16 protein-coding genes and 1 tRNA gene are annotated in these 20,868 nt (G+C 32.8%); 3 read left to right on the top strand and 14 right to left on the bottom strand.

What is annotated here, in order from left to right; translation table 11 throughout:
- Positions 1-93: 93 nt before the first annotated feature.
- The 3 genes from DFQ10_RS02590 to DFQ10_RS02600 all read right to left on the bottom strand — a co-directional run bounded on the left by DFQ10_RS02590 (position 94) and on the right by DFQ10_RS02600 (position 5,296).
- Positions 94-3,345 (bottom strand): M56 family metallopeptidase, encoded by a 3,252-nt coding sequence (locus DFQ10_RS02590; RefSeq protein ID WP_115815868.1) that lies wholly within the window; start codon positions 3,343-3,345, stop codon positions 94-96.
- A 2-nt stretch (positions 3,346-3,347) separates the two neighbouring features.
- Positions 3,348-3,713 (bottom strand): BlaI/MecI/CopY family transcriptional regulator, encoded by a 366-nt coding sequence (locus DFQ10_RS02595; protein WP_115815869.1) that lies wholly within the window; start codon positions 3,711-3,713, stop codon positions 3,348-3,350.
- Between the two features lie 194 nt (positions 3,714-3,907).
- The gene (locus DFQ10_RS02600) at positions 3,908-5,296 is read right to left on the bottom strand and encodes a dipeptidase (protein ID WP_115815870.1); all 1,389 of its coding nucleotides are present in this window, start codon (positions 5,294-5,296) and stop codon (positions 3,908-3,910) included.
- Positions 5,297-5,522: 226 nt separating this feature from the next.
- Here DFQ10_RS02600 and DFQ10_RS02605 point away from each other — a divergent pair.
- From DFQ10_RS02605 to uxuA, 3 genes are all read left to right on the top strand, one after another.
- Positions 5,523-5,604: transfer RNA gene (locus DFQ10_RS02605), tRNA-Leu, on the top strand.
- Between the two features lie 252 nt (positions 5,605-5,856).
- Positions 5,857-6,663 carry an SDR family oxidoreductase gene (locus tag DFQ10_RS02610; protein ID WP_092466407.1) on the top strand — a complete coding sequence of 269 codons (807 nt, stop codon included), beginning with the start codon at positions 5,857-5,859 and terminating at the stop codon, positions 6,661-6,663.
- 11 nt (positions 6,664-6,674) lie between these two features.
- Positions 6,675-7,841, top strand: a complete 1,167-nt coding sequence (uxuA, locus tag DFQ10_RS02615; protein WP_115815871.1) for a mannonate dehydratase — start codon at positions 6,675-6,677, stop codon at positions 7,839-7,841.
- On the opposite strand, the gene DFQ10_RS02620 is transcribed toward uxuA, so the two are convergent.
- From DFQ10_RS02620 to DFQ10_RS02670, 11 genes are all read right to left on the bottom strand, one after another.
- Complete coding sequence (locus tag DFQ10_RS02620; protein WP_245940593.1) at positions 7,842-8,765, bottom strand: alpha/beta hydrolase; 924 nt, start codon at positions 8,763-8,765, stop codon at positions 7,842-7,844.
- A 1-nt stretch (position 8,766) separates the two neighbouring features.
- The gene (locus tag DFQ10_RS02625; protein WP_115815872.1) at positions 8,767-9,546 is read right to left on the bottom strand and encodes a rhamnogalacturonan acetylesterase; all 780 of its coding nucleotides are present in this window, start codon (positions 9,544-9,546) and stop codon (positions 8,767-8,769) included.
- Entirely contained in the window at positions 9,533-11,545 is a 2,013-nt protein-coding gene (gene pelA / locus DFQ10_RS02630; RefSeq protein ID WP_245940595.1) for a pectate lyase, read from the bottom strand. The genes DFQ10_RS02625 and pelA overlap by 14 nt, the downstream gene beginning before the upstream one ends.
- 11 nt (positions 11,546-11,556) lie before the next feature.
- Complete coding sequence (locus tag DFQ10_RS02635) at positions 11,557-12,744, bottom strand: sialidase family protein (protein ID WP_245940597.1); 1,188 nt, start codon at positions 12,742-12,744, stop codon at positions 11,557-11,559.
- Entirely contained in the window at positions 12,741-14,351 is a 1,611-nt protein-coding gene (locus DFQ10_RS02640) for a glycoside hydrolase family 43 protein (RefSeq protein ID WP_092466411.1), read from the bottom strand. Before DFQ10_RS02640 ends, DFQ10_RS02635 begins: the two co-directional genes overlap by 4 nt.
- Entirely contained in the window at positions 14,348-15,391 is a 1,044-nt protein-coding gene (locus DFQ10_RS02645) for a Gfo/Idh/MocA family oxidoreductase (RefSeq protein WP_115816422.1), read from the bottom strand. Before DFQ10_RS02645 ends, DFQ10_RS02640 begins: the two co-directional genes overlap by 4 nt.
- Positions 15,392-15,464: 73 nt before the next feature.
- The gene (locus DFQ10_RS02650) at positions 15,465-16,685 is read right to left on the bottom strand and encodes a glycoside hydrolase family 88/105 protein (protein WP_115815874.1); all 1,221 of its coding nucleotides are present in this window, start codon (positions 16,683-16,685) and stop codon (positions 15,465-15,467) included.
- A gap of 9 nt (positions 16,686-16,694) precedes the next feature.
- Complete coding sequence (locus DFQ10_RS02655) at positions 16,695-17,114, bottom strand: cupin domain-containing protein (protein WP_115815875.1); 420 nt, start codon at positions 17,112-17,114, stop codon at positions 16,695-16,697.
- Positions 17,114-18,130 carry a DUF4861 family protein gene (locus tag DFQ10_RS02660; RefSeq protein WP_115815876.1) on the bottom strand — a complete coding sequence of 339 codons (1,017 nt, stop codon included), beginning with the start codon at positions 18,128-18,130 and terminating at the stop codon, positions 17,114-17,116. The genes DFQ10_RS02655 and DFQ10_RS02660 overlap by 1 nt, the downstream gene beginning before the upstream one ends.
- Positions 18,127-19,044: an alpha/beta hydrolase gene (locus tag DFQ10_RS02665; RefSeq protein ID WP_245710105.1), complete on the bottom strand. Its 918-nt coding sequence runs from the start codon at positions 19,042-19,044 to the stop codon at positions 18,127-18,129. Before DFQ10_RS02665 ends, DFQ10_RS02660 begins: the two co-directional genes overlap by 4 nt.
- 140 nt (positions 19,045-19,184) lie before the next feature.
- Positions 19,185-20,675, bottom strand: coding sequence for a glycoside hydrolase family 28 protein (locus DFQ10_RS02670; RefSeq protein WP_245940599.1), 1,491 nt, complete (start codon positions 20,673-20,675; stop codon positions 19,185-19,187).
- Positions 20,676-20,868: the final 193 nt, after the last annotated feature.

Raw genomic sequence — 20,868 nt, forward strand, 5'->3', positions numbered from 1 at the left:
AGCCTCGAATTTAGAGGCTTAGATTAATTTATGTTATGATTTTAGAACGATATGAATTCAATAAATCTTATTAAATAGGCATGTTATTAAAATTTAATCAGTGATTATAATAACTAAAGGAGCTATGTCTGACTTTGAGCCATCTTTAAAAGCAAATAGCACAAGGTGATCATCCTTTTTTGCGCTTTTAAGATTTTTTAGAGCATCAACATTTAGAGTATTACTCTTTATCGTTAGGGTTGGTTTACCAGGAATTTTGAACTTAAATTCGGTTACTTTTCCATTTTCTGTAGTGAGTTTTATAGCTTTAATCTCATCTCTTGTCATGGATATTTTACCTGATTTAATAGTTTTACCGTTAGCCATAGGTAAAATGTTTTTTGATGTTTTGTTTATAGACTCTCCATCGTTTCCTTTAACTCCAATAAGTATTGGTTTTTTTGTAATATAAATTAAAGGAGTCTTAGTCTCTGTTTTCTGGGCATTAACATTAAGTTTAGGATTCTTTTTCAGTAAATCAATAGCTTTATCCGATGAAATAGATTTTCCTTCATTGAAGAATTTAGCATTGGTTTTTGCCATTCTAATAACAAAATCTAGAGTAGATTCTGGAGCAGGCGGTGGTGGAGGTAGATTATCCATCTTCACCTCTTTGCCATAGCGGTTAAAATATGTTGTTTTACCATTACTTGTTGTGTAATAAAATGTTTCTCCGTTGATTTCTACACTGCCTTGTAAGTCGCTAGGAACCTCAATAACATCTATTTCTTCACCATTTTCCATTGTGGCTTTACCAACTTTATCCGGATTGGCTTTCATATAAGCATCTGAAGCTTTTTTCATTTTGGCTTTTTGCTCTGGAGTAGCATTATTAGGAATTGGAGGTGGAGGCGGAATTTTATTAATATCTACTTCTTTTCCATAACTATCGTAATAGGTCGTTTTACCATTTTTTTGTATAAAATAATAGGTGGCTCCATTTATTTCTATTGGATCTCCTTTTGCTTTTTTATGAGCTGGTGGAGGTGGAGGTGGAGGTGGAGGTGGAGGTGGAATCTGTGGAAGAGGCTCTGCATTTTTTCGTTGCTCATCTGTCATTAAGTTCTTATAGATATTTATATAGTATTTTACATCTTTCTGTTTAATAATAGGATACTCATAAGATTTGTCTGCATTAGCTTTTTTTATAGCAACATTAATTTTCTTAGCCCAAGCATTGTATTCTGCAACTTGTTTTTTTGTGGCTTTTTGTTGTGTTGAAATATGGCTTTCAATTGCAAAAGGAGTATTACCTTTTGCTCTATTTATTTCTTGATTTGGTGTTACAATGCGATAAAACCCATAATCTTGAAGAGAATTATAAATAAACCAAGTTTCCTTGTCTGAAATCTCTTTGGACGAACTCACATGAATATTCATCACATTATTTCGAATTTCAGAAGTAATATCTTGATGTAATTGATTAAATACATCTACAAATGTCTTTTTCGTTGCTTTTTTGCCATCTATTAAGTAAGAATTATCATTTAAAATTTTCAACTCAATACTTCTAGCATATATTTTTCTTTTTTCGTAGCTCGTTAATTTAACTACATATTTACCCTTCGTATTCTTTTGAGTAGTCATTTCTGTGCGCTTTCCCTCATGGTTTGTGGCAATAGCTTTTGCTTTTTTAGCAGAAATTTCTTCACCATCTAAATAGAAAGATGCACTTTCATTCTCCATTTCATTAATGTATTCTAAAAAAGTAGGGTTGTATATACTTTGAGTGTCTTCTGTGTTTGGTCCTCCTTTAGATTTTTGTTGTTTTACAGGAGGTGGTGGAGGTGCTATTTGAGATGCATCTGCATGAATCATTTTAAAGTCGTACTTTTTAATTAAAGATTTAACGTCTTTGATAACTTTATAAGAATCTTCTGTGCCTTCGTATTTAACATAAACTGCTCTAGATTTATCAAAAGATTTCGATAATTTTTTTAGTTTAGATTCAATATCAGAAATTGATCCTTGTTCGTCATTTATTAATAAATCTCCTTTCCTATTTATTAGAATTACCATTATAGGTTTCTCTTGGATTGAAATGTAAGATTGAGAGTTTTTAGTAGGAGGTGGAGGTGGTGGTAAAGTGGCTTTTTCTTCAGCTGTTAACTCCTTATACTTTTTGTAGTATGTTTTATCTTTAAGTGTAATCTGAACATAAGGTTTAATAGGTGAAATAGGTCGCTTTACGTTTGCTTTATTCTCTTTAGACATTCTAAAGTATATACCTCCTAAATCTGAGAACAAATCTTCCATTTGATTTTTTTCTGATTCAGATTTGTGGATATAATGTGGTTCATCATTTCTTAAAATTTCATATTGGTTGAATTTTTCCAAATAAATTTCAACAATATTGTCTCCAACATACTGATGCTTATAAGCATCTACTTCTTTTAATTCCTCTTTAATAGCATCAGCAACATCTGTTGTTTCTTTTTCAACATATTCCTTTTCAGCAAAACTGTAAAAAAGAATAGCAATAATTGGTAATATTAGTAACGTACTTAGCCAAATTCTGGTTTTTGAGGTTTGTGTTTTCATAACTGTAAATCGTTTTTTGATGGATGAATAATTGATGGCACTCGATAATTGATGATTTTGAGTGTTTGATGAAAATTGTAATAAGATATTCTGATAGGTTTTAGCATCAGATCCATGTATTAAAACGGCTTGGTCTGCTAAAAATTCGTGATTGAGTTTCACATGATGTTTCAAAATGTAAATTAAGGGATGAAACCAAAATGCAATTTGAAGTAACTCTAAAATAATAATATCTAAACTATGCAATTGCTTGGCATGCGTTTCTTCATGAAGCATTACTTCTTTCGGTATGTTATGAGATTCGTATCGGGTTTTATTAAAAAAGATGTATTTAAAGAATGAATGCGGAATTAGATTTTCTTGCAGTAAAACATAAATAAAAGAACGTTTGGCTATGTTTTCATTCTTAGAAATTCTTCGTTGCATTTTTACGAGATTGATCAAAAATCGAATTGAAAATAATAAAACACCAATGCCATAAACAAGCCAAAGTATTGTTTCAAGATTAAAAAAAGATGTGTCTTCAATTGGCATTTCAACAAAAGACGGTTCTAATGGGATAAATAATGGAGCAGTTTCTAAATTGGTAATTATGGGCTCAATGTATTCTGTTACTGTGAGTGTTGGAATAATTATGGCTAGAGCTAATGTGCATAATAGATAAAAACGTTTAAAATGATGCATGTTTTGTCGCTCTAAAAAAAGAACATATACTAACCAAAACACCAGTAAACAAGCCGAAAATTTTAATACATAGATTTCCATGATTACTTGTTTTTAATTTCTTGGTCAATGATTTTTTTTAATGCCTCTAATTCTTCCTTAGTCAAATCCGTTTTGCGAGTAAAGAAGGATGCAAACTGAGAGGCACTATCATTAAAAAAGGTTTTAATGAGGCCATTAACATGCTTAGAGAAATAGTCTTCTTTTTTAACTAAAGGGAAATATTCTCTAGAATTACCATAAGCTTTGTAATCAACAAAACCCTTGCCAATCATACGTTTAAGCAAAGTAGCAACTGTTGTTGTTGCAGGTTTAGGCTCAGGATAGATGTCTAATAAATCTTTCATAAAAGCTTTTTCTAGCTTCCAGAGATGTTGCATTAATTGTTCTTCAGTTTTTGAAAGTTGCATACTCTACGTATTTAGAATTAACTCTACAAATGTAGAGTATATTTTTTAATTCTACAAGTGTAGAGTAGTTGGGTTGTGCAGTTTGATAAGAAAAATGGTATTACATTTTTATTTTTTAAAAAAGAAAAGCCTTACGATTACCAATAATCTTAAGGCTTTTAGGATTGTAGTTAGCTACTTTATCAGTCGCTTACTTATTTTGATAATTCTGTAAAGTATTTATAAAAATAAGGGATGGTTTCTATACCTTTAAGGTAATTCCACACTCCAAAATGTTCATTTGGTGAGTGTATAGCATCACTATCTAAGCCAAAGCCCATTAAGATGGTTTTGCTCTTTAATTCTTGTTCAAAAAGCGAAACAATAGGAATACTTCCTCCACTACGTTGTGGAATTGGTGTTTTTCCAAAAGTTTGCTCATAAGCTTTAGAAGCTGCTTTATAACCCACACTATCAATAGGTGTTACATAACCTTGTCCTCCATGATGAGGTGTAACTTTTACAGTAACTCCTTTTGGAGCGATACTTTCAAAATGAGTTTTGAATAATTCTGTGATTTCTTCCCAATCTTGGTTAGGTACTAAACGCATAGAGATTTTAGCATAGGCCTTACTTGCTATAACTGTTTTTGCTCCTTCACCAGTGTAACCTCCCCAAATACCATTAACATCTAATGTTGGACGAATTGAATTACGCTCGTTTGTTGTATAGCCTTCTTCGCCATACACCGCATCAATATCTAATGATTTCTTATAAGCTTCTAATGAAAAAGGTGCTTTTGCCATTTCTGCGCGTTCCGCATCAGATAAGTTTTCTACTTTATAGTAAAATCCTGGAATTGTAATGTGATTATTATCATCATGAAGTGATGCAATCATTTTTGTTAGCACATTAATAGGATTTGCAACTGCACCTCCATAAAGACCAGAATGTAAATCTCTGTTTGGCCCAGTCACTTCAACTTCAACATAACTTAAGCCTCTAAGACCGGTTGTAATAGAGGGTACATCTGGTGCAATCATTCCGGTATCAGAAATTAAAATCACATCATTTGTTAATTTTTCACGATTTGCTTTTACAAATTTGGCTAGGTTAACACTTCCAACTTCTTCTTCACCTTCAATCATAAATTTTACATTACAAGGCAATTCATTATTAGCAGTCATAAACTCCATGGCTTTAACATGCATATACATTTGGCCTTTGTCGTCGCATGCACCTCTAGCAAAAATAGCGCCTTCAGGATGTAATTCTGTTTTCTGAATTACAGGTTCAAAAGGTGGTGAATTCCACAAATCTAAAGGATCTGGTGGTTGCACATCGTAATGGCCATAAACCAGAATTGTAGGTAAATTTTTATTTATAATTTTTTCTCCGTAAACAATTGGGTAGCCTTCAGTTTTACATATTTCTACGTGGTCACAGCCTGCGTTTTCTAGGCTTGTTTTAATGACTTCGGCAGTTTTTAAAACATCTCCTTTGTACGCAGAATCAGCACTAATAGAAGGAATTTTTAATAAATCTATAAGTTCGCCAAGAAAGCGATCTTTATTGTCTTTAATATAAGATTGTATGGATTGCATAAGTGTATTTGATTTTAATCAAAAATAGGAATTTAAAGAGGAATAAATTGGTTAACTCAAAACTTTAAGAAATCATTTAGAATTCTTGAAAATTTACTATTTGTATATTGAAACTATTGTTTATATTTGCATCCCAATATTTATTGGATAGTTGCAGGCGTGGTGGAATTGGTAGACACGCTAGACTTAGGACTTATCCAAGGAAAAGTTCTAAAAATATTAAAATGCAGGTGTGGTGGAATTGGTAGACACGCCAGACTTAGGATCTGGTGCCGCGAGGTGTGGGAGTTCGAGTCTCCCCACCTGTACAAAATCCGAAGAGAAATCTTCGGATTTTTTTTATTTAAAATTGTTTCAAAAAAAGGTCAGGTACAACATAGGTACAACATTTGACTATTTTTGGAAGGCCCTTTATAATAATTGTGTTTCGTTCTAAATAGTATTAAAACTGACTAAAAACAAAAAAAAATGCTACTAGCGGACCCTAGGTATAAATAGTTTAAATATAATAAGGTTTTAGAAAAAGTTATTGTATTTTAATTTTTTAAACTAATTGTAATATGAATATTTTTGATATAAAAGATAAAGTAATAATTATAACAGGTGGTTATGGCACTTTAGGGTCTAGTATTGCAAAACACCTTATTAATTCTGGGGCAAAAGTGGCGATTTTAGGAAGAGACGAAAACAAAGCAAAACTCTTTGCCAACCAACTTTCAGAAAAAAACGCCATAGGTATAAAAGCAGATGTGCTCGACAAAGAAAATTTAATTTCAGTTAAATCTAAAATTCTTGAAAAATGGCAAAAAATAGATGTACTGATCAATGCTGCAGGAGGAAATATGCCTGGAGCAACTTTAGCACCAAACGATTCATTATTTGATATTTCGATTGACGATTTCCAAAATGTAACCGATTTAAATTTAATGGGAACGGTGATACCTTCTTTAGTGTTTGGTGAATATATGGCTCAACAAGGAAATGGTTCAATAATTAATGTTTCTTCAGTGGCTGTAGCGAACGTGCTAACAAGAGTTGTGGGGTACTCTGCTTCAAAAGCGGCTATGGAAAATTTTACACGCTGGATGTCTGTGGACATGGCTTTAAAATTTGGTGATAAAATTAGAGTTAATGCAATTGCACCAGGATTTTTTCTTGCAGATCAGAACAGACAATTGTTAACCAATGAAGATGGTTCATTAACCGAACGTGGTGAAACCATTGTGAAAAACACACCAATGAAGCGTTTTGGAGATTCAGAAGAATTAAATGGAGCTGTGCATTTACTGGTAAGTAATGCCTCAAAATTTATGACAGGAACAGTAATACATGTTGATGGCGGTTTTAGTGTTTTTAGTGGTGTTTAAGTAGAAAGAAAATGAAAGAAACATTTAGATGGTTTGGAACTTCAGATACAGTTAGTCTATCAAATATAAAACAAGCTGGTGCTACAGGAATTGTTACCGCACTTCATCATGTTGACAATGGTGAGATTTGGACAATAAAGGATATTGAAAATGTAAAAAATACCATTGAAAAAAATGGCTTAGAATGGGCATTCATAGAAAGTATTCCTGTCCATGAGAACATTAAGTTAAGACAAGGCGATTATCTGAAACGCATTGAAAATTATAAGCAAAGCTTAAAAAATATAGCACAATGTGGAGTTAAAAATGTTTGTTATAATTTCATGCCTGTTTTAGATTGGACGCGTACACATCTCTATTGGGAATTGAATGATGGTAGTACAGCATTGAGATTTGACAAGGTAGAAATGGCGATTTTTGAAGCCTTCATCTTGAAGCGGAAAAATGTAGATAAAAGCTATGATGCCTCTATTTTGAGAGATGCCGAAATGCACTTTGATAATATGTCCCCCGAAGAAAAACAACGTTTAGAAGATAGTATTTTAAAAGGTTTACCAGGAACTGTTGACGACCTTACTATTCCAAAATTTAAAGAGATGATTGCGCAGTATGATGGTATTTCTCATGCCGATTTAAAATCAAATTTATCTTATTTTTTAAATCAAATTATTCCGCTTGCTGAAGAATTGGGAATTAAGATGGCAATCCATCCAGACGATCCACCATTTGATATTATGGGACTACCTCGCATTATAAAATCTGAAAGAGACTTGGATGATTTAGTTAATTTCATTGATAGTCCTTCAAATGGAATAACGTTTTGTACAGGCTCATTGGGTGCCAATCCTGAAAACGATTTACCTAAAATGATAGAAAAATTTAAAGACAGAATTCATTTTCTTCATTTGAGAAATGTAAAACGTGAACCTAATGGTAGTTTTTATGAGGATCATCATTTAGAAGGTTCTTCAGATATGTATGAGGTAGTAAAAACTGTTTTAAAAATTGAAAAGGAGCGTAACATCTCTATTCCTATGCGACCAGATCATGGACATCAAATGTTGGACGATTTAAAAAACACTACAACTTATGCTGGCTATTCAGCTATCGGAAGATTAAAAGGGCTTGCTGAACTTAGAGGTTTAAGTATGGGGATTTTTAAAAGTGATATTAGATAATTAATCTATCCATTTATTAGCTTTTAACCAATTTTCACAAGCTATTGTCCAAAAATGATTAGTATCTCCTCTACCCAGACCAAAACCATGACCACCTTTTTCATAAATATGTATTTCGACAGAAACATTATAATCTTTTAGCGCTAAATAATAATGAATACTGTTTTCTACAGGAACAGATTTATCATCCGTCGCATGTACTAAAAAAGTTTTAGGCGTGTAAGCGTCCATTTGTGTTTCGTTAGAATAAGTTTCTATTTCTATATCTGAAGGTGACTCTCCTAACAAGTTTTTTCTAGATCCTTTATGTGTAATTGAATCTTTCATTGAAATAACAGGGTAAATCAATATTGAAAAATCTGGTCTTGCATTAATATCGTCTTCAACCTTATATAACTCTTTATTATATTGAGTTGATAATGTTGCTGCTAAATGGCCACCAGCGGAAAACCCCATTATGCCTATATTATCTTTATTTAATTTCCAGTTTTGACCATTACGTCTTACATATCTTACAGCTCTTTGAGCATCTTGTAATGGTCCAATGGTTCTATCTTCCATGATGGCATCATTTGGTAATCTATATTTTAAAACGAAAGCTGTAATACCAAGCGTATTTAACCATTCTGCAACTTTATAACCTTCTTTATTGATTGCTAAATGATGATAACCACCTCCTGGACAAATGACAACTGCTGTTCCGTTAGGTTGTTTAGGTTTGAAAACCGTTAGTGTTGGAATACTAACTTGCTCCAAGCTAGAAACTACGGAATCTTTTATGATTTCAATCTCCTTGAACTCTGGATTTTCTATCACATTTGGAATTGCACCGTTCCATAACTCAATGACTTCGCGTTTTGGCTGTCCAAAGCAATTAAGCATTAAAAAGTAACTGAAAAACAAAAAATAATGATGAGTTTTCATTTTAATTGGTTTTAGTGAAAGCATCAAAACCTTCAACTTTTTCATTTAAAGCATTAACAGCTAATCTTGCTACTTCTGTTGCTCCTAAAACAGATAAATGTGTATTATCTTCTTTACCTTTTGGATAATATGGGATTTCATTAGGAGCATAATGCAAATGTAATTTCTTAGAATCATTTACTCCGTAAGCTTCTTCAAGCTTTTCGGTTAAATATTGCAAATCAATTAGCGGCACATTGAACTCCTGTGCAACTGACCGCACTTCTTGAGGATATTCGCCATGAGTATCTACTAAAGTTTTTTCTTCGTTAAAATTACGCCTAACTATAGAAGTGAATAAAACTGGTGTTGCTCCCATTTCTCTGGTTTCTGAAACAAACTTTATTAAATTATTTCTGTAAGCCGTATGGGGATTGGTATAGCGATTAGGATTATTAATTTTTTGATCGTTATGTCCAAATTGGATAAATATATAATCGCCTTTTTTCATTTGTTGGTAAACAGAATCCCATCGTCCTTCAGCTATAAAACTTCGAGTACTTCTTCCATTTACTGCATGATTTTTTACAGTGGCATTATTGTTTAAGAACTGAGGTAATAATTGACACCAACCTCGTTCTGGATTCTCTTCAGGATTTGGTTTATCTGCCATAGTAGAGTCTCCAATTGTGTAAATAGAAATATTTTGTATTCGTTGATCTGATTGAGATTCTGTTTTATCTTTTTTACATGATTGATAGATAATCAAAATCAAAAAGAATAAAACCTTATAATGTTTCATACCATTCTTTTTTTGAAGCTTTTTTATACTTACCGAGTATATTCTTTAAGGTATATTTTTTGGCTTCTTGCTTTTTTAATTGATGTGACCATCCTACTCTTTTTTCTGGTTGAAATCCTACATTATGGTTTTTATACTCACCATAAAAGGTTGTTTTTTTAGCTTTTGATTTAGACCAATTGTGCCATCCTTCTGATAAAATATGACTTCCTAAATCGCAATTTATAAAGACTGTTTGAGCATATATTCGCCAAGGTCTTCCTAAATAGACTTCATCAATATCTTTATCTGCTGTAAGCTTGCAATCTTTAAATACGTAACCAAATAATGAATCTTTTGGTGTTGAAGCTGCTGTGATGTACGAATTCTTTTTACTATGTATTTCGCAGTTTTCAAAAAAAGCTGTTGCACTGCCGAATATAAAATCAGTAGTACCCTCAATATAACAGTCTTTGTAATACTGTCTTCCTTTACCTGATGCATACAAGGTATCTTGATTACCTAAGAGTTTGCAGTTTATAACAGCAACTTCATCTGAAAATACAGATAGAGCCACTGCTTGACCAACTTCACCAGATGAGTTTTCAATGGTAAGGTTTTTTAAAATAACACAGTTGGCTTCTATTAACAGAGTGTAAGTATAAAATGTGCTATTTCTACCTAATCCAACCTTATTAAAATAGTCGTCATAAGTAATAATTGTTTTGTCTTTGCTTTCACCTATTAATGATAGGTTTGAATTCCATTCGTGGATTTTAACTTTTTCTTTATATATACCATCTTTAATGAAGATTGTCACTCTTTTATATGGAAATGACTTGGTATTGTTTATAGCTTTTTGAATAGTTTCATAGTCTCCACTTCCATCTTTTGCAACAACTATATTAAATTCATCATTATTTTTTTTAATAGTTATTAAATCGTGTTTGGCTTTCCATTCAGGGTATTTATTTAATACAAGCTGTGGATCGTTTTTATACCAAGCATATCCATTTCTTCGCTCATCTCCAATTTCGGCTAAAGAGGCTTTTTTTATGCCGTCTCTGTCACAAAAGAAAGGTGCATTATCCTCCAATTCCATAAAACGCGCCCAAATTGCTGGTGCATTCTCATCTGGAATCATTCTTTTGTCGACGATTTTTCCAACATTGTTATAAATCCTATCTTTTCTTAATCCTGTGATTTTTACTTTTTCGAACCATGTAACAGCACTATTTACAGCATTAATTACCTCTTTTGATGGGTTTTCTATAGACATTAGAAGTAAAACGATATGAGCTGATTCCGCTCCACTTAAAGATGGTAATTCATAGGCTCTTGCTTTTGCAGGCAACAGTGTGTTTTCATCATGCTGCGCACACCAAGCCGTTAATACTCCATTTTGCTTGTATTGTGTTTTGAGTATACAATCAATACCTTTATTAAACGCTACGTTTATTTTTTCTAATTGCATTATTGTTGGCTGAATAGAGTAGTAGGCGGTGTTATCTTTCATCTTTTTTAAAAGATTCATGATGTTAATCATAGAATCATCATTGTATGTAATATGTGTGCTATAGCCTTTTTTTAGAGGATAAAATTGTGGCCAACCTCCATTATCATATTGCGCTTCTAAAATAAAATCTACTGCTTTTAAAAAGGCATTTTTATAAATCTCATCTCGTGTTTGGGCATATATTTTTGATAAAAACAACATTTCTTGAATTGTGGCTCCATTATCTGTTGTAGCACCCTCATTCGTCTGTTTTTTGACTAGAAGTTCTTGTTTTTGAGTTTCGGTAAGCGAATGATGCATTTGCACATTTTTGGGCCATCCACCAATATCACGCTGATATAACAGAACATTTTCTGCCATTTGCTTGGCTTCAGGTGTAGCAAACCAAGCGGCTTCTTTTTTATGAATTATATCTCGCCATGACTTATCATGAACTTGAGCATATAAATTTGAACAAACGGCTAAAGTGATTGCGAAAAAGACAATTCTTTTTATATTTTTCATCCTCATCATTTTTAATTTAAAGTTAAACTAGTTAACGGTACTTTGGTGTATTCAATATCTTCTTTATTTGTAGCATAAGATATGTAGAGATTGTTCTTCCAAACAAATGACTTTGGATAATGATAACCCAACCTTTTATATTTTCCTTCGTAACGCAACGATTGAATATCTTTACCACCTCTTCTTATGACATACGAGGTACTAAATAATTTTCCTTCATCGCTTAAAGTAACCGCTAAAGGCATCCTTGTTTTGTTATTTACAGGATTATTAATTATATACGCTATACCATTATTAAAATTGCCTGCACTTTGCTTAGATCTCGAATCTGGCATATTTGTAATTACAGGAATTGACCATGTTTCTCCTCGATCTTTACTTACCGAAGCCAAATTATAATAGGAGCTACTTTGATCTCTAAATACCATTACTAAATTATTGTTTCCTTGTAGGAACCAACTGGGTTCAATTTCTCGAGAAACATTATTTTTTACTGAATTATTAGAAAATTTTGGTCGTTTCCAACCCCTGATACCTAAAGGGTCATCGGTATAAATTGGAGATGCAATTAATCCAGGTTGAAAATGAGCAGCACCAACAATACGACCGTCTGGTAAGGCATGAGGGTCTTGTTCAAAAACACCATTCAGTGGAGTGCCTTTAGCCATTAAGACTGGTTGTTTATCTGTCCAATTCACACCGTCAACACTCGTTTTGTAATATGTAAATCCTCCTTTAGGTATAACATCATCTGGCCACTCATTGATATAGGCAACTAAAGTATCACCATGTTTCCACCAACCACCAGAAGTACAGTAACCACTTGCTAAGGTTTCAGATAAAACTTTGGGTTCAGACCAGTTTTTTCCATCATCACTTTGGTTATAAGCGACCCAAGTCTCCATAGAGTCTTCATCTTTTGAAGAACTTTGCCATTGACAATAAAAGGTGTTTTTAAATACCGTCATCACAGCTCCATTGTTGAAATGATTTGTAGAATCATTTGGTTTAAAAATAGTAACTGTTTCTATTCCTTTAGGGGCTTTAAGCCCTAAATCATCGTTTTTATCTTGATTAAAAATGGCGATATCTACTTTAAAAGGAACTTTTATAGCCTTATCGGTTTCGCATGAGAGAAACAACACAACTAACGACGTTGCTAGTAGCATAGACACTATTAAGGACTTGTCTTTTATCATCTTCTGAATCTTATCCAATCAATATCTAAGCTTCCAGCATCATTTATAATCCCTTCACGAAGTGCCAAAAATCCTATTTTAGAACCAATCCATCTCCCTTCTCTTGCTTTAAAAGCTTTTCCTATGGATTTGAATTTTTTATTATCTAGACTGTAGAAAAATTCACAAATTCCACCTTTACTAACTTTAACTTGAAGATAAACCGTATTTGTATCTATTTTAATTTTATCGCTTTCAGTTTCGGCTTTATTTTTATTAGCATCTTCACATATTACTTGAGACAAGTATAAATTTCCCACCACTTTTTTCAATCGAATATAACTGTAATCTAATCCCATAATTAAGAAACCTACTTCTTCATTATCGTGCCTAGAGTTGAAGGTCATTTTTGTTGTTGCTGTAAATTCTTCTGCTGGAAATTTTTGTAATAATAAATTCGAAATCGTATATAGATTAACAGCATCTTCGGGCTTTGGTCTGCAATACATGGTATAATGTCCCATTGCTGTTGGAAATCCGTAATATACTTCTGGATTTGCCTGCCATTGCCATTGTAATCCTAATTTTGGTTGATTAAATTCATCAGAATCTGGTGGTGTAACAATTGGATATGTTTTACCAACATTTGGTTTTTTATATGTTAAAACAGGTTCTCCAATACCATCATTATTTTGGTCGACTCCAATAACTGGCCAATTGTTTTCCCACGTCATAGGTTGTAAATGAACGATACGTCCATAAGCATCTTTATCTTGAAAATGAAAAAACCAATTTTCACCAGTTTGTGTCGTTACCCAAGCACCTTGATGCGGACCATTTATAGCTGTGTTTCCTTGATGTAAAACCTTTTTCTTTTCATATGGTCCATAAACAGTTTTTGATCTTAAGATAGTTTGCCAACCTGTAGAAACTCCTCCTGCTGGTGCAAAAATGTAGTAATACCCATTTCGTTTGTAAAATTTTGGTCCTTCAATAGTAGATTCGTTCTTATGACCATCAATAATTAATACCTCATCGTCATTGGTTTTGGTGCCATTTTCATTCATTGTTGCAATAACCAATAAGCTTTTAATTCCTGCACGACTACCAGCAAAAGCATATGCTAAATATACTTTTCCATCGTCGTCCCATAGTGGTGTTGGGTCTATAAGGCCTTTTCCTCCTTTAACTAAAACAGGTTCTGACCAAACGCTCTTTGGATTTTTGGTTTTAATCATATAAATTCCAAAATCTGGGTCTGGATAATAGATGTAAAATTCTTCATTATGATATCTAATACATGGTGCCCAGACACCTTTACCATGTTGTGGTTTGTCAAAAACCTCTAATGGCACTTGTTTTGGAAGTGCATAATTGACCAATTCCCAGTTTACTAAATCTTTTGAATGTAAAATAGGTAAGCTTGGTGAAGCGTTAAAAGAAGAAGCTGTCATATAGTAATCATCTCCAACTCTAACGACATCTGGATCTGAAAAGTCTGAATGTAAAATTGGATTTGTATAAGTTCCATTACCATTCTCGGAAGCCCAAACTTTAGATACTGTTTTTTCTTGAGCCGAAAGGCTAAAAACAGAAAACAGACTTATGATAATTAAAATAGTTCTCATAAATCAACAACGCGCTTTTCTTTGTTACTTTTCATTGCAGCTTCGATAATTATTATAACATCTGTTGCTTCTTTTGCTGTTACTGGTAGCGGTTTATTGTTACGTATTGCATCAGAAATCCCATCGTAATATGTCATATAATTACCTTGTTCTGTATTAACAAATGATTTTTTGAATTCACCATCTTTCAGAATATGAAGTATTCCACCTTCAGATTCTGGTTCTATACCCCAATTATTTGAGTGGGGTTTTAAATTCTTTTGAAGTTCTGTTTCTTGTATATCTGCTTTTGATTTTACAAACGACCCTTTGGTACCATGAATACAATAGGCTGGAAGTGGTTCTCTAACAAAATAACTCGATTTTAGAGATACGTATTTCGAATCGTAATATAATTTTACATCGAAATAATCTCCTACTTCAGAATTATCTCTAAATGAATCTAGAGTAGCAAAAATACTGTCAGGCATTCCAAACAATTGTAATGCTTGGTCTATGATATGTGAGCCTAAATCGTACAAACTACCAACACCTTCGGTTGGTGTTTCTTTATGAGTTTTATAGCTTAGTTCTGGATCAAATCTATCGTAATGAAATTCGGCTTCAACAATATTTCCTAAAACGCCTTGTTCTATGACTTTTTTGACAGTTTTAAAATCACTATCCCATCGTCTATTCTGAAATACTGAAAGTTTTACATTTTGCTTTTCTGCTAATGCAACTAGTTCTTCAGCTTCTGTTGAAGTTACTGTAAATGGTTTTTCAACTACGACATGTTTACCCGCTTCAAGACACTTTTTTGTATACTCGTAATGCGTAATATTTGGTGTGTTAACGATAACTAAATCTATGGCGTCATCTTTAAGCAATTCTTCCAAAGATCGAAACGTTTTAATATTTGAGTATTTTTCTTTGGCTAAATTTTTGGTGCGTTCAAAAACAGCATATAAATTAAAATCTGGGTGTACATCTATAAATGGACCATGAAAAACCCATCCACTCATTCCGAAAGAGCATAATGCTGTATTTATTAAAGCCATATTCATATTATTTAGTTCTCTATACGATTTTTTCCTCCTTCAAAATCACTCGAATAAAGACTTAAAATTTATTTTACTTGTTTAATTCTAAAGCTGCCATAATAAAGGGGCCAGTTCCTTTAGGGTCATTAGATCTAATTATTTCTCCAATATAGTATTCAAATGTGCCATCTCTGTATGGATCCCCTCCTAAACCTGCGACACCACAACATTTGTTAAGATTTACAACTCCATTGTCTTCAACGGTAATGAATAAATCTAGAGAGCCTTGAAACGCCTTGTTCGCATTCTCTAAATAGGTGTTTGGTAAGTATCCTTTATTAACTCCTTTTGCTAAAGTATATGTAAACATACTTGTTCCTGTGGCTTCTAAGTAGTTTCCTTCTCTTTCGGGTAAATTGAGCACCTGAAACCATGTGCCACTTTTATCTTGATATTTTACGATAGCTTCGGCATATTGGTTGAGATATTTAATAATTCTTGCTCTTCCTTGATGATTTTCTGGTAAATAATCTAACACATCTACTAATGCCATGCCGTACCAACCCATGCCACGAGACCAAAAATTCTCTGAAAGACCTGTCTCTTTATTAGCCCATTTTTGTTCTCTACTTTCATCCCAACCATGGTAGTACAATCCTGTTTCTGAATCTCTACTGTATTTTTCAATTAAGTCAAATTGTAGAACAATTTTATCATAAACCTTGTTTGCTTCTACAGGACTCATATAGTCTTTAGCATATTTAGCATGAAATGGTTCAGCCATATATAAACCATCCAACCACATCTGATATGGATATATTTTTTTATGCCAAAAACCACCTTCTGAAGTTGTTGGTTGACCTTCTAATTGTTTATGAAGTGTATCTATTACTTTTTTAAAACGAGGCTCTTGAGTTTTGTTATACACATAGTACATGATATCACCAGCTTTTATCATATCTAAGTTGTAGTTAGACATTTTGTAGGTTTTGATAGTCCCATTTTTTTCAATCATTTTATCAGGATACTCATATATATAATCATATATTTTTTGATTGTTAATTTGCTCATAAACCTTAGACATTGCTTGCAAAACTAATCCTGGTGTATAACTCCATTTTGGTTTGTCTCTAAAATCTAAAAGTGTTGGATCTGGAAATCTTTTAATTTCGGACAAAGCCATACGTTCTGACCATTTTAACGAATCAGAAATTTCCATTTCTTGTTTTGGTACTTCCGCTTGCTTCTTTTCTTCTTTACAACTTGTAAAAAAACTTAAAGCTAATATTGTAATAAGCGTTATATTTTTCATCTTAACTATTTATTGCTTTTCGTATTTCTTAATCACTAAATATTTTAATTCTATAGCACCAGCATTACTAATACCATGCATACTATTTGGTGGGCAATACAAACTTGTATTGGCTTCTACAACAACTTCTTTTCCATTTAAATAAAACTTTGCAGTACCCTCTAAAACATAAAAGAATTCATCTTCGTGATGTTGGTGTGGGGCGTGTGTAGATTTCCCTGGTGCTACCACACTCAACTTAAGTGTTCTCCCATCTAAAAAATCTTTATCTGCAAACCAATACTGATAGCCGACTTTTGTTGGTATAGCTTCATCTTTGGAAAATGTATTTACGCAGTCTTCAATGGTATAAGTTTTGTCTTGTGCATTGATAGTTTGAAAACTAATACACATACAAAAGAGTATTACACTTTTTAATAGAATCTTCATTATAGCGCATTATTTGAATTCAATTCATTCAATAAACCATCTAAATAGGTTAAAAATTCGGCCTCTGTTTTAATGCCATCCACTTCTTGTTCCCAAGCTCCTAAAAAGTAGAAGGACACAGGTTTTGTTGTTGGTTGAAATTGAATTAAATAATCATACTTTCCTTTTTTAACTTCAGAAGTGGTCTTAATCTCATAAAAAATTGCCATTCCTAAATCGTCTGGTACCAACGTTTGCTCACCATAAGTCGCTATGTAAGCCCATTTTTTGTTAGCACTTTCTTTCTGAAAATAATTGACACCGTGATCGATAATTCCTGTTACAATACCATCGATTGCTTTTGAAGGCTGAATAGTGTGTTTTGTGTACCGTTGATCTGGACGAATACTTAATGTTGATTTTAGATCGATTTTATCTTCACCTGTCTTCCATCCTTTATAGTTTATAATTACCGAAGATGCATCTAAATTATTTTGTACAGAAGCAAATGTGGAATCGACTTCTTTAAAGTGAAGTACTTCATCTTCAACTAAGCGACCTAAAGAACCAACGCCAAGTCCACTTCCCACTTTTAAGATGTCTTGTCCCCAAGGCTCAGGTTCATGATATGAATCGAAACCATCTTGGCCGACGTTAGACAACACCATAGTATCTGTTTTTTTTCCGAAAATATCAATGGCATTTCTCCAATCTAAATAGAGCCTATATCCTATTTTATTGTTTTCCCAACCTGGCCCTTCGTAACGTATGTACCAAGAATGGTCGGTGTGGTTATCTGGAACTCGAAATTTTTCAATATTTTTGAATGAAGTTCCACTATCATATTCTTCATGTCCTCTTGTACCATCAATCCATTCTCCACCTTGTGCAATAGAGATTTCTGCATAGGTTTTTGGTGTTTCAATTACTTTTTCAGTTTGCTTAATCGGTTCTTTTATGTCTTCTTTTTTCTCAGATTTACAGGCTGTAATTGATGCAATAAAACATAAAGCGATTATAAATTTTAGTGTTTTCATTCTTTATCTTTTTTGAGTGTTTTATCTAAAAATGTTGAGATGTAATTTACAGTATCATTAAACCAAGGATGGAATAACCAAAAGGTATGTGGACTATCTGGAAAGTTTTCGACTTGACTGTAAATATTATGTTTATCTAAAATTTTTATCATGTCTTCTCGTCCTGCTTGAAAACGCTCATACTGACTACTTATAAATAAAATCGGCGGGGTGTTTTTATCAGTGTGCGTTAGGGCAGATGCTTCTTTCCATGTTTCTGGCTTTTCTTTAGATGTACCTCCTAACCACCAACTAGCCATTTTGCCTTCACTAGATTTAGGATGAACAAAAGCCAAAACACCATCTAAGTTCACAATGGCTTGGACAGACGTTGACGTAGAATATTCTGTTTTTTCTTCAAACTTTGGATTGTTATTTGTTGTACCAACCAAGGTTGCCATTTGTGCGCCAGAAGAAGTTCCTAAAATAGCGACTCTCGTCGTGTCTAAATGAAATTGCTTGGCATTAGATTTTATATATTGAATGGCTTGTTTTATATCATAAATCCCTTTAGGATATTGGACTTCGTCTGATAATCTATATTCTACTGCAAAACAAGAATAACCTAGAGAAGCAATGTGTTGTGCCATTGGTGTCATGTGAGACTTATTGCCAGATTTCCATCCGCCTCCATGCACTAAAATAACAGCTGGGTTATTTTCTGATGTATTTATAAAAGCATCCAAACAAAGAGTTCTGTTTTCTAACGTTTTGTATGTAATGTTTTTTGTTTTAAATACATTTTGAGACTGTTGCGATTTTACAATTTCAATTTGCGGAAAATCCTTTTTGTATTTTTTATAAGAACCTGCTACAGTGTATGAAGTGTCTTTCTGTATGGATTGAAAAGCAAATACAGTTGATATATTCAACAAAAAAATGAAGCTATATGAAATTGATTTATACACTATTCTTATTTTTTATTTAAAGAATAAGCCTGATTTTGTAAATCAGGCTATCATAGGAATTGAAATCTAAACAACTAATCAAAATACCTCCTATTTTATTCCTGCTACTAATTCTCTTCTTTGGCTGGACTTTGCATTAAAGCCCCATTAATATACGTATCTATAAGTTTTAAATTAGAAACATTTTCTAAAGAGAAAGCATTTTCTACTTTTTCTATATTTACATTTCTTAAAGTGACATTTGTAATTGGTGATTCTTTATAGCCTTTTGCTAAAATTCCAAATTCGCCACCATTTTTAACAGTAATATTTTCTAACCAAATATTTTTTATTTCAGGAATAAATTCGCCGGTTTGATTAGTGTAAGTTGCATAAAACATATTTAGTTTTAAAACGGCTTCTTTAACTTGACCTATCTTTACATTTCTAACATAAACACCATCAATAGTTCCCCCTCTTCTAGAGTTGGTTTTTAAACGAATGGCTCTATCCAAATTAGGACTATCCATTGTGCAATTATCCACATAAACGTTGTGTACCCCAGCAGACATTTCACTACCGATTACAACACCTCCATGGCCATCTAGCATTTTACAGTTTTGTACCACTATGTTTTCGCTTTTAATACCAACACGTCTCCCTTCTGCATCTCTACCAGCTTTTATGGCGATACAATCGTCACCTGTATTAAACGTACAGTTTTTAATGATTACATTTTTAGAATATTCTGGGTCGCAACCGTCATTATTTGGACCGTGGCTTTCAACCGTAACACCATCGACTATTACATTGTTAGATTTAAATGGATGTATAATCCAAAATGGTGCATTCGTTATTTTAACACCTTCTAATAGGACATTTTTGCATTCATAGAACTCAATAAAATTTGGGCGTAAATAATGACTATCTCCAAAAACACGTTTTTCTAAAGGTGTACCGTTTTGTCCCATTTCCATTAATCGTGGTAAGTTTAAACTATCTTTTTGTTGCGGCATTCCTTTTTTCCAACCATACTCTTCTTTACCACACCATTTCCACCAATTGTCATTACTTGCCTGACCATTTAAAGTTCCTTTACCTGTAACAGCGACATTATTTTTTTTGCTGGCATAAATTAATGGTGAGTAGTTGATAAGCTCAACACCTTCATAAGATGTTGGAACTAACGGGTAATAATCTTTTGGGTTGGTACTAAATAAAATTTCTGCACCTTCTTCGAGATGTAAGTTTACATTATTATCTAAATGAATCGCTCCTGTTAGATAATTGCCTTCAGGTACTAAAACTATTCCTCCTCCTTTTTCTACACAAGCGGCAATGGTAGTTTTAAAAGCTTCTGTATTAAAGGTTGTGCCATCTGGATTTGCTCCAAAATCCATGATATTAAAAGTGGCATCTGGAAATTTAGGAACAGAAACACTTTCTATTACAGCATTCATTGCATCCCAAGGGCTTTTTTCTGAACTCGCAATGGTTTCATCCTCTTTTTTAGACTCTTTACAGGAACTAAAAGCAATAAGCATTATAACCATTAAAATAAATGAAGAAAATAAATTTAGAGCTTTTTTTTCATTCTGAAAACTAAATATTGATACCATTTAAAGAGAATTAAACATTAATGTAATCGATTACAAAACTAAAAAAATTACTTTGATATTCCAAACTTTTAGAATTTAAAATGAAAAGATTTTCCATCTAAGAAAATTAAGGTATGAAAATATAAACATCTCAATTCTAGAGATTCAATGTTTTTAATTAATTACATGTGAAACTAAATAATAATTGATGAAA

This window comes from Winogradskyella eximia (genome assembly GCF_003386165.1).
In the GTDB taxonomy this organism is placed as follows: Bacteria; Bacteroidota; Bacteroidia; order Flavobacteriales; family Flavobacteriaceae; genus Winogradskyella; species Winogradskyella eximia.

Bases quoted from the DNA above. Each gene is read 5' to 3' on its own strand.
- DFQ10_RS02590 (WP_115815868.1), bottom strand. From the start codon at position 3,345: ATGGAAATCTATGTATTAAAATTTTCGGCTTGTTTACTGGTGTTTTGG.
- DFQ10_RS02595 (WP_115815869.1), bottom strand. From the start codon at position 3,713: ATGCAACTTTCAAAAACTGAAGAACAATTAATGCAACATCTCTGGAAG.
- DFQ10_RS02600 (WP_115815870.1), bottom strand. From the start codon at position 5,296: ATGCAATCCATACAATCTTATATTAAAGACAATAAAGATCGCTTTCTT.
- DFQ10_RS02610 (WP_092466407.1), top strand. From the start codon at position 5,857: ATGAATATTTTTGATATAAAAGATAAAGTAATAATTATAACAGGTGGT.
- uxuA (WP_115815871.1), top strand. From the start codon at position 6,675: ATGAAAGAAACATTTAGATGGTTTGGAACTTCAGATACAGTTAGTCTA.
- DFQ10_RS02620 (WP_245940593.1), bottom strand. From the start codon at position 8,765: ATGAAAACTCATCATTATTTTTTGTTTTTCAGTTACTTTTTAATGCTT.
- DFQ10_RS02625 (WP_115815872.1), bottom strand. From the start codon at position 9,546: ATGAAACATTATAAGGTTTTATTCTTTTTGATTTTGATTATCTATCAA.
- pelA (WP_245940595.1), bottom strand. From the start codon at position 11,545: ATGAAAAATATAAAAAGAATTGTCTTTTTCGCAATCACTTTAGCCGTT.
- DFQ10_RS02635 (WP_245940597.1), bottom strand. From the start codon at position 12,744: ATGATAAAAGACAAGTCCTTAATAGTGTCTATGCTACTAGCAACGTCG.
- DFQ10_RS02640 (WP_092466411.1), bottom strand. From the start codon at position 14,351: ATGAGAACTATTTTAATTATCATAAGTCTGTTTTCTGTTTTTAGCCTT.
- DFQ10_RS02645 (WP_115816422.1), bottom strand. From the start codon at position 15,391: ATGGCTTTAATAAATACAGCATTATGCTCTTTCGGAATGAGTGGATGG.
- DFQ10_RS02650 (WP_115815874.1), bottom strand. From the start codon at position 16,685: ATGAAAAATATAACGCTTATTACAATATTAGCTTTAAGTTTTTTTACA.
- DFQ10_RS02655 (WP_115815875.1), bottom strand. From the start codon at position 17,114: ATGAAGATTCTATTAAAAAGTGTAATACTCTTTTGTATGTGTATTAGT.
- DFQ10_RS02660 (WP_115815876.1), bottom strand. From the start codon at position 18,130: ATGAAAACACTAAAATTTATAATCGCTTTATGTTTTATTGCATCAATT.
- DFQ10_RS02670 (WP_245940599.1), bottom strand. From the start codon at position 20,675: ATGGTATCAATATTTAGTTTTCAGAATGAAAAAAAAGCTCTAAATTTA.